Below are 12225 nucleotides of genomic sequence, written 5' to 3'. Positions count from 1 at the left end.
CCGCCGCCGCACCGTCCGCCGACCGAACAGAGGCACCCGCGAACGCCGCTCCGATGCGGTTATCGCTTTCTGCGTTTCACCGCTTCCGCGCGTCCCAGTAGAGGAGTCCGGCGGCGACGACGAGACAGACCGCGAGCCCCGCGAACGCGGCGACGTAGCTCGCGTAGGTAGCGACGATGCCGACGTAGGCCGGTCCAATCGCGTTCGCGCCGAGGAACAGCGCCCGCGCGGCCCCGAGGTCGGCCCCGCGGTCGGCGTCGGGCGCGTTGTCCATGATGATGGCGTCCGCGAGGGGGAACTCCGTCTTGTAGCCGGCCGCGAGCGCGACGACGGAGACGTAGATGAGCGGGCGCGCCTCCACGGCCGAGAGGACGGCGAGCGCCCCCGCGGCGACGAGCATCCCGACGACGGCGATTGACTCGCGGCGGAACCGGTCGCTCAGGCCGCCGGCGACGGGCTTGATGGTGATGCCGACGGCGAAGACGATGGCGAACGTCGCGCTCGCCAACTGCTGGTCGAAGCCTTTCGCCTCGATGAGATAGGTCGGAAAGAAGTTGATGAAGCCGCCGACCATGAAGTAAAACAGCCCGAACGCGAGGAGCGTCCGGCGCTGTTCCGCGCTGGCGAAGAGTCGTCGGAGCGTGCCCGAGACGTGGAGTTCGGGCGACCCCACGGCGTACCCGTCTCTGGACCAGAGCGCGTAGAGGAGGGTGAGCCCCGCGAGGGCGACGGCGACCGGGAGGAACGGCGTCCGCCACGTGGCGTAGGTCAGCGCGAGGATGGCGAGCCCCGACGAGACGAGGCCGCCGAGGTCGGTCCCGGCGGCGTAGAGACCGAGCGCCCGGCCGCGGCGTTCGACGAACAGGTCCGACAGGAGCGCCCGCGAGGGGATGGCGAACAGCCCCTTCCCGAGTCCCGTGACGACCGCGGCGGCGACGAAGCCCGCGAGACCGCCGGCGAGGCCGAACGTGGCGAACCCGAGGACGAGGATGCCGAGTCCGGGGACGATGAGCGTCGTCCGGGTCCAGCGGTCCGAGTACTCGCCGCCGGGGTACTGGGTGATGGCGTAGACGCCCTGAAACAGCGCCAGCGCGATGCCGGCGGTCGCCTCCGTTATCTGTAGCTCCTCGATGATAGTCGGCAGCAGCGGCGACAACAGAAACCGACCCGTCTGGAGGACCGCCCACGCCAGCGACACGGTGACTAACATCCGACCCGGGTAGCCCGCAAGCAAGCGCTCGTCGGATGTCGGCTGTTGGTTCACACCCTCCGTACACCGACCTGCTACCAATGGGTTACGATTGCGGAACGCCGGTTCCGCTTGTCGGCGGCGCGGTTCCCCGCGGCGCTGAGCGACTAGTAAACAAATATAAGTTTATATTGACTAGTCTAAAGAAGATACATCGAAAGTAGAAGCACTATATTCGCTTCTCGAACGACACAATTTTTACAAATTCTACAATTTTTAGAAATTGCACAGTTTTAAACTCTACTGAGTTTATCTCTATCCGGTTCAGCGCCCCCCGTCCCCGATGGCCGCCGCACAAATTTTTACCACCCGCGGCCGCGACGGGTCGGGCATGGACGCGACGGCAATCGACCACGTGAATCTCCGCATCCCCGCCGACGGCCTCGACGCCGCGGTCGAGTTCTACCGCGACGCGCTCGGCTTCGAAATCGAGAACCGCGAGTTGTTCGAATCGGGCGAAAAACCCTTCTTCTCCGTGCGACTCACCCCGGAGAGCGTCATCCACCTCCGACCGGCCGAGAACTTCGAACCGCCGACGGAGACCGCCTTCGACCACGTCGCCATCGAGTTCGCCCACGACATCGACGAACTCCGCGGCCACCTCGACGCCGCGGGCGTCGAAATCGACCGGCAACTCGAACCCCTCGGGGCGACGGGCGTCGCGCCCGCGGTGTACGTCACCGACCCGTTCGGCTACACGCTGGAACTGAAAGCCGCGCCCGACGACGACTGAGCCGACTCTACAGCACGTACTGCGCGACCGAGTCCATCACTTTCCGCTCCGCCCGGCGCAGGTGCTCCTCGGCGGTGCGCCGCGAGACGCCCATCTCGTCGGCGATGGTCGCGGTCTCGATGCCGCGCGGGAGGTCGTAGTAGCCGCCGGCGTGGGCCAGTCGCAGCGCCTCGCGCTGGCGGCCGGTGAGCGCGGGCATCGCGTCGGCGGGTGCCAAAAGCGGCCCGCTCCCGCTGGCGAACGACACCGCGCGCTTGGACTCGACGCTCACGTCGAAGCCGCTGTCCACGAGGTCGCGGAAGCACGCCGTCAGGTCGTCGGCCGAGACGGCGAGCAGGCGACAGACCTTCGCGCCGTCGCGGTATCGAAGCGGCGGGACGAGCAGTAGCCCGTGTTTCCGAACGTAGCCCTCGATGTGGTCTATCTCGTGGTCCCGGAGGCAGTCGGCGGTGACGACGACGAGTTCGTCGCCGCGCTCGACCGACGCCGCCACGCCGACGGTGTCGTCGACGCGGTCGAGCACGTCGCTTCCGACCCCGCCGCTCACGTGGAGCATGTCGCAGTGCTCGTTGCACCACAGTTCGACGCTCGCGGCGTTGCCCGCCGTCGCCGCCGCGTAGGCGCTGTCGTCCCTGATTCGGAGGCTCGCCTCGTACATGCGCGGACTGTGGTTCGGCGCGTACATATAAACTACGCACCGCATGGTGGGGGAATCGCTACCCGTCTCGCGCCCGAAGTCTGTGGTATGCACGACCAGCAATCGTCGGCACGGCGGGACCGGCTCGGCGACCCGAGCGACGAGTGGCGCGCGTATCGGGGCGCGCCCACCGGGACGGACATCGAGTGCAAGGGGTGGCGACAGGAGGCGGCGCTCCGGATGCTCAACAACAACCTCGACCCCGAGGTGGCCGAGCGCCCCGAGGACCTCGTCGTCTACGGCGGGACCGGCCGCGCCGCCCGCTCGTGGGACGCCTACGACGCCATCCTCGCCGAACTCCGCGACCTCGACGACGACGAGACGCTCCTCGTCCAGTCGGGCAAGCCGGTCGGACGGTTCCCGACCCACGAGCGCGCCCCGCGCGTCCTCATCGCCAACTCCAACCTCGTCGGCCGCTGGGACGACTGGGAGCACTTCCACGAACTGGAGGCCGAGGGGAAAATCATGTACGGCCAGATGACCGCCGGGTCGTGGGCGTACATCGGCACGCAGGGCATCATCCAGGGCACCTACGAGACGCTGGCCGAGCTCGCCCGCCAGCACTACGACGCCGACCTGCGGGGCAAACTCGTCGTCACCGGCGGTCTCGGCGGCATGAGCGGCGCACAGCCCCTCGCGGTGACGATGAACCACGGGGTCTGCATCGCCGCCGAGGTGCAGGCCGACCGCATCGAGCGCCGGGTCGAGACGGACTACCTGATGGAGTCCGCCGACTCGCTGGACGAGGCGCTCGAAAACGCCAAGGACGCGATTGAGGCGGGCGAGCCCTACAGCGTGGGCGTCGAGATGAACGCCGCCGACATGCTCGAAGAACTGCTCGCGCGCGACGAGATTCCGGACGTGGTCACGGACCAGACGAGCGCCCACGACGAACTCGAAGGCTACTACCCGAGCGGCTACACCGCAGCGGAGGCCGACCGACTCCGCGAGGACGACCCCGAGAAGTACGTCGAAGAGAGCCTCGACACGATGGAGCGCCACGTGCAGGCGATCCTCGATTTACAGGACGCGGGCGCAATCGCCTTCGAGTACGGCAACAACATCCGCGGGCAGGTCCAGAACCACCGCGGGATGGAACACGCGTTCGACTTCCCGGGCTTCGTCCCGGCGTACATCCGCCCGATGTTCTGCCGCGGGCGCGGGCCGTTCCGGTGGGCCGCGCTCTCCGGCGACCCCGCCGACATCCACCGCACCGACGAGGCGATTCGAGAGCTGTTCCCCGAACACGAGTCGCTCATGCGCTGGATAGACCTCGCACAGGAGCAGGTGTCGTTCCAGGGGCTCCCCTCGCGCGTCTGCTGGCTCGGTTACACCACCGACGACGAGGGGCTCACGGAGCGCGCCCGCTTCGCCCTGAAAATCAACGACCTCGTCGCCTCGGGCGAGGTTTCCGCGCCAGTCGTCGTCACCCGAGACCACCTCGACGCCGGGTCGGTCGCCAGCCCGTACCGCGAGACCGAGGCGATGCGCGACGGCACCGACGCGGTCGCCGACTGGCCCATCCTGAACGCGCTTCTCAACACCGCCGCGGGCGCGGACATCGTGAGCGTCCACGACGGCGGCGGCGTCGGCATCGGCAACTCGCTGCACACGAACAACCACGTCGTCCTCGACGGCTCGGACCTCGCGGCGAAGAAGGCCCGCGCCGTCTTCACGACCGACCCCGGCATGGGCGTCATCCGCCACGCCGACGCCGGCTACGAGGACGCGCTGGACGAGGCGACCCGGTCGAACGTCCGAATCCCGATGCGGGACCACGACGCAGCCGACCGCGCGGCCGAAGACGGCGGCCACGTGACCGAGACCGGCGAATCCACCGACCGAGGTGACGAATGAGCCGAACCGACCCACCCGCGTGGGAGGGGACGTCGTCGGACCCGAACGACGAGCAGTTCGGCCACGTCGTCCGTCCGACCGAAATCGAGGACGTGGGCGACTTCCGCGCCGTCCTCGTGGGCGAACCCTACGACGGGGCCGTCATCGGCCGGCGCGGTGCCCGCGAGGGCCCCGCCGCGATTCGGCGCGCCCTCGCCGGCGTCAAGACCCACCACTTCGACGAGGGGCCGGTCGCCGGCGTCGCCGACCTCGGCGACCTCCCGGTCGAGGCGTACAACGACGCGGACGACCCCGAGAACCACGTCGCGGACGTGCAGGCCGTCGTCGCCGACGAGGCCGCGGCCGTCTACGAGCGCGGCGCGCTCCCGGTCTTCCTCGGCGGCGACAACTCCCTGACGGTCGGGAACGTCACGCCGCTTCTCGGCGGCGACGACTCGGTCGGGGTCGTGAGCTTCGACGCCCACCTCGACTGCCGCGACCCCGCCGACGGCCCGACGAGCGGGACGCCCTACCGCCAGCTGTTCGACGCCGGTCTCGACCGCCTCGCCGTGGTCGGCGCGCGCCACTTCGAGACTTCGACCGCCTACGCCGACTTTCTGCGCGACTCGGGCGGCACCATCCTCACCGCCGACGAGGTCGGTCGCGGCCCCGTCGAGACGGCCGACTTCGCCCTCGACGCCGTCGCCGCTTGCGACCGCGTCTTCGTCAGCCTCGACGTGGACGTGCTGGACCAGACGGCCGCGCCGGGCGCGAGCGCGCCGACCCCCGGCGGCGTCACCACCCGCGAACTGTTCTCGATGCTCCGCCGCGTCGCGGCCGACCCCCGCGTCGTCGGCTTCGAGGTCGTGGAGTGCGCGCCGCCGCTGGACGACGAGGACGGTCGAACCGTCGGCGCGGCCGCCCGTGCGGTCGCCCACTTCCTCGCGGGGGTGACGTCGCGTGACTGACGCGGGTTCCACGGCCGGCCTCACGGTCGTCCACGACGCGGCCGAACTGGTCGTCGGCCCCGACGAGGGAACCGGCGTCGTCGTCCTCGAAGACGCCGCGTTCGCCGCGCTCGACGGCGAGGTAGTCGCCGTCGGGGCGACAGACGAAGTGCTCGCGGACTACCCGCTCGCCGACGCCGACACCGCCGTCGACGCGACCGGCAAGACGGTCCTGCCGGGCTTCGTCGACCCCCACACCCACGCGCTGTTCGCCGGCGACCGCTCCGACGAGTTCGTGGCGAAGCTACGCGGCGCGACCTACGAGGAGATTCTCGCCGACGGCGGCGGCATCCTCCGCACCGTCGACGCGGTCCGAGAAGCCTCCGACGAGGAGTTGGCGGCGAACCTCACGGAACACCTCGACGCGATGCTCGCCCACGGGACGACCACGGTCGAGGTCAAGAGCGGCTACGGCCTCGACACCGAGACCGAACTGCGGATGCTTTCGGCTATCGACGCGGCCGGTTCGGACCACCCGGTGGACGTGGTTCCGACGTTCATGGGCGCGCACGCCGTCCAGCGCGGCGTGGACACCGAGGAGTACACCAAGTCGGTCGTCGCCGACCAACTCCCCGCGGTCGCCGAACAGGGCATCGCGGAGTTCTGCGACGTGTTCTGCGAGCGCGGCGTGTTCACCGCCGAGCAGTCCCGTCGGATTCTGGAGGCGGGCCGCGACCACGGCCTCACGCCGAAGATTCACGCCGACGAGTTCGCCGCCATCGGCGGCACCGACGTGGCGGCCGCGGTCGGCGCGGCCAGCGCGGACCACCTGCTTCACACCGACGGCGGGGGCCGCGAGACGCTGGTCGAAGCCGGCGTCGCGCCCGTGATGCTCCCGGGCACGGCGTTCGGCCTCGGTGCCGACTACGCCGACGCCCGCGCCTTCCTCGACGCGGGCCACGAGGTCGCGCTCGCCACCGATTTCAACCCGAACTGCTTCTCTCGAAGCATGGGATTCGTCGCCACGCTCGCCAGCGTCGGAATGCGAATGACTCCACACGAGGCCATCCGCGGCGTCACGAGCGCCGCCGCGGGCGCGCTCGACCGCGACGACGGCACGGGCACGCTCCGCGCCGGGGCTCCCGCCGACGCCGTCGTGCTCGACGTGCCGACCGCGTCGCACCTCTCGTACCGGTTCGACACGAACCCCGTTTCGACCGTGCTGAAATCGGGGGTGGTCGTCCGTGGGTGACCGCACAGGCCTCCCCGATTCGGTCGTCCTCGACGGCGAGTCGCTGACGCCGGAGGACGTGGCCGCCGTTTCACGCCACGACGCACCCGTCGAACTCGCCGCCGAGTCGCGAGAGCGGATGCGCGAGTCGCGCGAGCGCGTCGAGTCCGTCCTCGACTCCGGCGAACCGGTCTACGGCGTCAACACCGGTTTCGGCCACCTCGTGGAGACCCACATCGACCGCGAGGACATCGAGCGCCTCCAGACGAACCTCGTCCGCAGCCACGCCGCCGGCGCGGGCCGCGAACTCTCCCGCGAGGAGGTCCGGTCGATGATGGTCAGCCGGGCCAACACGCTCGCCAAGGGCTTTTCGGGCATCCGACCCTCGGTCGTCGACCTGCTCGTCTCGATGCTCAACGAGGGCGTCCAGCCGGTCGTCCGCTCCCGCGGGAGCCTCGGCGCGAGCGGCGACCTCGCGCCCCTCGCGCACATGGCGCTCGTCCTCATCGGGGAGGGCGAAGCCCGCGTCGACGGCGAGCGACTCCCGGGCGACGAAGCCCTGCAAGCGGTCGGTCTGGAGCCGGTGACGCTCGCCTCGAAGGAGGGCCTCGCGCTCATCAACGGGACGCAACTGACGGTCGGCCTCGCCGCGCTGTTCGTGGTCGACGCCGAGCGAACCGTCGAGGCCGCCGACGCCGCGGGCGCGCTCGCGACCGAGGTGACGATGGGGACGACGGCGAACTGCGACCCCGCCATCCACGACGTTCGTCCCCATCCCGGTCAGCAGGAGAGCGCGGCGGCGATTCGCCGCCTCACCGCCGGTTCGACCGTCCTCGAATCGCACAAGGACTGCGAGCGCGTGCAGGACGCCTACTCGATTCGCTGTCTCCCGCAGGTCCACGGCGCGGTCAGAGACGCCGTCTCGCACCTCCGCGAGGCCGTCGAAGTCGAACTCAACAGCGTCACCGACAACCCGCTCGTCTTCCCGGCGGGCGCGGTGGACGAGCGCGCGCCCGGCACCGACGTGGCCGCCGTCGTCTCCGCCGGCAACTTCCACGGCGAACCGCTGGCGCTCCGCCTCGACTACGCCGCCGGCGCGCTGACGGAACTCGCGGCCATCTCCGAGCGCCGGACCGACCGGATGCTCAACCCGGACGTACAGGAGTCGTACCTCCCGCCGTTCCTGACCGAGCGCAGCGGGCTCCGGTCGGGTTACATGATTGCGCAGTACACCGCCGCGGCGCTGCTCAACGAGTGTCGGTCGCTCGGTCGCCCCTCCATCGACTCGACGCCCGTCAGCGGCGGGCAGGAAGACCACGTGAGCATGAGCGGCCAGAGCGCCCTCAACGCCCGCACGGTCGCCGAGAACGTCGCGACCATCGTCGGCGTCGAACTCCTCTGTGGCTCCCAGGCCGCGGAGTTCCTCGACGAGGGCCTCGAACTCGGGACCGGAACGGGGGCCGTCCGCGACGCGATTCGGTCCGTGGTTCCGCCGCTCGACGAGGACCGCCGACTCGACGGCGAACTGGAGACGGCGGCCGACCTCGTCCGGTTCGGCGCGATTCGCGCGGCCATCGAGGACGCCGGGCTCTCCGGCTGATTCGTCCGAACCCACCATCGGGAGGCGGTGAGTGACCGTCGCCCCCGACTGCAAAAAACAGCCATCGCGTCGCCGGTGACACGCCCGGCGCTCGCCGCGGTTGCCGACTCAGAGGTTCCCGTTGACGATGTCGGCGACGCGCTGCCGGTCGAACAGCTGTTCCTCCTCGGGAATCTCGGGGTACGGCCCCTCGCTGTACTGGGGCCACGCGCCGAACTGGTCGGGGTAGAGCTGTTTCGCGGTCATCTCCAACTGGAACAGATTGAGTATCGGTCCCTGGTAGCGGCCGCCCTGCGCGTAGATGCGGTCGTTCTTCACGGCCGAAATCTCGGCTCCGACGGGGTCGTCCTGGAAGCCCGTCCGGATGTCGGGCATGCTCGTGTTCGGGTGCATCCCGCCGAGCGTGAGAATCACGTCGGGGTCGGCTTCGAGGAGCGTCTCGAAGTCGACGGTCGAGCCGGATTCAACGTCGTCGCCGAACGCGCTGACCGGCCTCAGCGGGCGGGTGTGGGCGGTCAGGAAGCCCGGCGTGCTCAGGTTGTAGGCGTAGATGGACTCCAGGTCGCTCGGGCCGAGGAGCACGGCGGTCGGGCGGTCCTCTTCCGCGGGGAGGTCCGCCGCAATCCCCGCGAGCAGTTCCTCGCGGACCGTAGTGAGCGCCTCGTACTTCGCTTCCTCCTGCAGCACCTGCGCGACCTTGGCGAATATCTCCCAGAGGCCGTAGTACTCGTAGGCGTCGGTCCACTCGGTCGGCGGCGCTTGATGCCGCGCGCTGAAGCTGTTGCCGAACCACGGACTGACGTTCTCCTCGATTTCGTCGAGGTCGTCTTGGCTCCAACTGCCGAGCGCCGAGACGCTGGCGGGGTCCGCGAGGTGCACGTCGCTGTCGAGTTCGTAGAGCCGCTCTTTCGACGGCTCCCACGACGAGTACAGGCCGGTCCAGTCGAGTTCGACGCCGGGGAGCCGCGGCGTGAACTGGTTCCACAGCGCGTCGTAGTAGTCCGGGGCGTGCATCGAGTTGACGGCGTCGCCGTGGCCGAGGGCGAACGCCATCCCCGCGTGGTGGGTCAGCCGCGTGAAGATGCTCTCGGGGACCGATTCGAACGTCACCTCGCCCATCGGGGCCATCGACACCGTGTACGAGTCCGCCTCGGCCGTCGATTCCGCGGTCGACTCGGTCGCCGTCGATTCGGTCGCGGCGGTCTCCGTCGCGGTCGCGCCGGTCGTGGTCGCGTCCGACTCGGACGAACCGGTACAGCCGGCGAGCAGTCCGCCGGCGGCGACCGAACCGCCGTAGGTCAAGAACTTCCTGCGCGTTGGTCCGTCGCTGTCTGCCATCGTACTTTTAGGCCTGCCTAATACATATAGGCGTACCGATTTAGGCCGGCCGAAATTCCGAAACGGATTTATCCGTTTGGGAGTGGCTAAAACCATGGACCAAGACCTCGTCGACCGGGCGGCGCGCACGCGCCGAGCGTACCTCAAGGGCGGCGGCGCGCTTCTCGCGGGCGGCTTGCTGGCCGGCTGTGCCGGGCAGAACGACGCGGAATCAGCGACGGACGCGACCGAGACGGCCGCGGCGACGGAGGCCACGACCGAAGCGTCTCCCGAGGCAGAGACCGAGGCCGAACAGGCCGGGTACACGGTGTCGATGTCGCCGGCGGGCGACGTGACGTTCGAGTCGGTTCCGGCGGACGTGATGGTGTACAACCTCGTTTACGCCGACGCGGCGGTCGCCTTCGGCCACGGCGACGCGGTGAACTCTCTCGGCTTCGACAGCGACGCCGGCGGCCGGACGCTCGACGCCTACTACGAGCGCCTCGACGGCGTCTCGTTCGACCGGAGCGAGCTCGCGCAACTCAACTCCGGGTCCGGGAGCGTCAACATCGACAAGGAACTCGTCTACGAACTGGACTCCGACCTCCACCTCGTCGACCCGGCGCTCGTGGCCAGCTTCGACGGCTGGGACCAGTCGGACGTCGAGGAGATTCGCGAGCAGGTCGGCCCGTGGTTCGGCAACGCCTACAGCCGCACGCACGCCCAACCGCCCGAGCCGTACGCCGCCGACTACCAGTACTACACGCTCTGGGAAATCGTGGAGAACGTCGGGCAGGTGTTCCGAGAGGAAGACCGCTACGCGGCGCTCGAGTCGGTCCACAGCGACCTCCTCGACACGATTCAATCGGACCTCCCGCCCGAGTCGGAGCGCCCGACGGTCGGCGTCGTCATCTACATGGACGAGACGTTCTACCCCTCGAAAATCAACGTTCCCGGCTTCGCCACCTCGCACATCCGTCCGCTCGGCGTCACCGACGCCTTCGCGGCCGGAGACGTGACGTTCGAGACCTCCTACGACTTCGAGACGATGCTGGAAATCGACCCCGACGTGTTGCTCCACAGCTACGGTATCGACTCGTACTACGACGTGGCGTCGACTCGCGAGACTCTCGAAGACCACCCCGTCGGGAGCGAACTCAGCGCGGTCCGGAACGACCGCGTCTTCCCCTCGGGCACGCCGGTACAGGGGCCGATTATGAACTTGTTCCAGTTGGAGATGACCGCGAAACAGCTCTATCCCGACCGCTTCGGCGCGTGGCCGGAGTACACCGGCGGTGCGTACCCCGAGATTCCCGAAGAAGAGCGGCTATTCGACAGGCAGCGCGTCGCCGACATCGTCACCGGTAACTGAGCCGGCCGGTTTTCCCCGGCCGTTTCTCTCGCCACTCGGCGCTGGCGGGTGGCTCGTTCGACCCGCTCGGCCCGCTCGCCTCCACGGTGGCTCGTCCGCCTACCAGAGCTGGACGGCCGGCGTCCCGCAGTCGTCGCAGACGATGGCGTCGTTGTCTTTGTAGCTCCCAGTCACGAGGTCGCCGTCGCAGTAGGTGCAGTCCTCTTCGTCGAACGAATCGAGCAGGTACGCGGATTCGGGCATATCCGACGATTCGGCTCCAGTCGTAAGAACATTTCTCCGGTTCGATATATCGCGGTCCGTGACACTCCCGAGAACTGTTCGGTTCGAACCGTCGTTTTGTCGGCGACAGTCGCGACTCGGGGCGTGGGACCGCAAAACGTGGGTTCCGGGGGAACGGTGGTGGGATGCCCGGTGAGGTGGTGGTGGTGATGGATTGTCCGGGCGCAGGAAGCTCCCCGGAGGAGCGTGGGAACGCGTCGAGGGGGGAGGCGAGTCGGACTTAGTAGCCCAGTTGCTCGCGGATGAGGACGACGGTGGTGCGGCCCTCTTCGACTTCCTGTCGGAAGATGAGCTGCTTCGCAATCATCGACTCGACGCCGTAGGCCTCCTTCGCGCGCTCGTTTTCGAGGGGGTACGCGACGGATTCGAGGCGGTCGAGCGCGTCGTCGAGCGTCGGCACGATTTTGTTGACGCCGCTGACGATGACGACGTTGCTGGCGGCGAAGGGGTACGCGCCGATGCGACTGCCCGAGAGGTCCGCGGCGACGAGTTCGCCCGTCTGGGCGATGGCGTTGATGCCGCCGAGGAAGTAGTCGGCGGTCTGGGAGTCGCGGCGGGCGGCCTGTCGCTCCGCGTCGTCGTCGATGCTCCAAATCTGGTCCGGCAGGCTCTCCCACTCGTGGTCGCCCTCGCTCAGGTAGTCGTCGAACCCGATCTCTTCGAGAGTGGTCGAGTGACCGTTCATCACGGAGACGCCCGCGGGGATGTGCGACTGCAGGGTTTCGAGCGCCTCGTCGGCCGTGTCGACGACGACGACGTCGAACCCGCTCGCTTCGAGGTTCTCGACGGTCGCTTCGACGACCTCGTCGTCGGGGAGCTGGTCGAGTTCGGCGTCGATATCGGCGTCGTCTGCGTAGTCGGATTTCTGCTGAGACATGTGTGAGTGTGGTGGTGGAGCCGGTGGGTACTCCGACGCCCGAGTGTAGCGGCTAACGGGTGTTAAACGCTCGCTGACGGCGGT

At 68.8% G+C, this 12225-nt stretch carries 11 protein-coding genes; 6 read left to right on the top strand and 5 right to left on the bottom strand.

The window, feature by feature from the left end; translation table 11 throughout:
* Positions 1-76 precede the first annotated feature (76 nt).
* Entirely contained in the window at positions 77-1210 is a 1134-nt protein-coding gene (locus tag ABY42_RS17580; protein ID WP_050460321.1) for an MFS transporter, read from the bottom strand.
* Between the two features lie 370 nt (positions 1211-1580).
* Between ABY42_RS17580 and ABY42_RS17575 the strand changes: the two genes are divergently transcribed.
* Positions 1581-1982, top strand: a complete 402-nt coding sequence (locus tag ABY42_RS17575) for a VOC family protein (protein ID WP_050460320.1) — start codon at positions 1581-1583, stop codon at positions 1980-1982.
* 7 nt (positions 1983-1989) lie between these two features.
* Here ABY42_RS17575 and ABY42_RS17570 read toward each other — a convergent pair whose 3' ends face one another.
* On the bottom strand, positions 1990-2640 hold the full coding sequence (locus ABY42_RS17570) for a helix-turn-helix domain-containing protein (RefSeq protein ID WP_004978217.1): 651 nt from the start codon (positions 2638-2640) through the stop codon (positions 1990-1992).
* Between the two features lie 87 nt (positions 2641-2727).
* Between ABY42_RS17570 and hutU the strand changes: the two genes are divergently transcribed.
* Genes hutU through hutH form a run of 4 tightly spaced genes read left to right on the top strand, consistent with a single transcriptional unit; the run spans position 2728 to position 8293 of the window.
* Positions 2728-4536 (top strand): urocanate hydratase, encoded by a 1809-nt coding sequence (hutU, locus tag ABY42_RS17565; RefSeq protein ID WP_050460319.1) that lies wholly within the window; start codon positions 2728-2730, stop codon positions 4534-4536.
* The gene (gene hutG, locus ABY42_RS17560) at positions 4533-5483 is read left to right on the top strand and encodes a formimidoylglutamase (protein WP_050460318.1); all 951 of its coding nucleotides are present in this window, start codon (positions 4533-4535) and stop codon (positions 5481-5483) included. Before hutU ends, hutG begins: the two co-directional genes overlap by 4 nt.
* Positions 5476-6714: an imidazolonepropionase gene (gene hutI, locus ABY42_RS17555; protein WP_050460317.1), complete on the top strand. Its 1239-nt coding sequence runs from the start codon at positions 5476-5478 to the stop codon at positions 6712-6714. Before hutG ends, hutI begins: the two co-directional genes overlap by 8 nt.
* Entirely contained in the window at positions 6707-8293 is a 1587-nt protein-coding gene (gene hutH / locus ABY42_RS17550; protein ID WP_004978227.1) for a histidine ammonia-lyase, read from the top strand. The genes hutI and hutH overlap by 8 nt, the downstream gene beginning before the upstream one ends.
* Before the next feature lie 108 nt (positions 8294-8401).
* Here the strand turns inward: hutH and ABY42_RS17545 are convergent, their stop codons facing one another.
* Positions 8402-9631, bottom strand: a complete 1230-nt coding sequence (locus ABY42_RS17545) for an ABC transporter substrate-binding protein (RefSeq protein WP_082220721.1) — start codon at positions 9629-9631, stop codon at positions 8402-8404.
* 94 nt (positions 9632-9725) lie between these two features.
* Here ABY42_RS17545 and ABY42_RS17540 point away from each other — a divergent pair, with 94 nt between their 5' ends.
* Positions 9726-10982, top strand: coding sequence for an ABC transporter substrate-binding protein (locus tag ABY42_RS17540; protein WP_050460316.1), 1257 nt, complete (start codon positions 9726-9728; stop codon positions 10980-10982).
* 99 nt (positions 10983-11081) lie between these two features.
* On the opposite strand, the gene ABY42_RS19925 is transcribed toward ABY42_RS17540, so the two are convergent.
* Both ABY42_RS19925 and ABY42_RS17535 read right to left on the bottom strand, forming a co-directional pair.
* Positions 11082-11225 (bottom strand): HVO_A0556 family zinc finger protein, encoded by a 144-nt coding sequence (locus ABY42_RS19925; RefSeq protein ID WP_007276288.1) that lies wholly within the window; start codon positions 11223-11225, stop codon positions 11082-11084.
* Between the two features lie 259 nt (positions 11226-11484).
* Complete coding sequence (locus ABY42_RS17535; RefSeq protein WP_004978235.1) at positions 11485-12141, bottom strand: lactate utilization protein; 657 nt, start codon at positions 12139-12141, stop codon at positions 11485-11487.
* Positions 12142-12225 lie beyond the last annotated feature (84 nt).

Source organism: Haloferax gibbonsii, from assembly GCF_001190965.1.
In the GTDB taxonomy this organism is placed as follows: domain Archaea; phylum Halobacteriota; class Halobacteria; order Halobacteriales; family Haloferacaceae; genus Haloferax; species Haloferax gibbonsii.
This window is presented reverse-complemented; position numbering and strand designations above follow the sequence as displayed.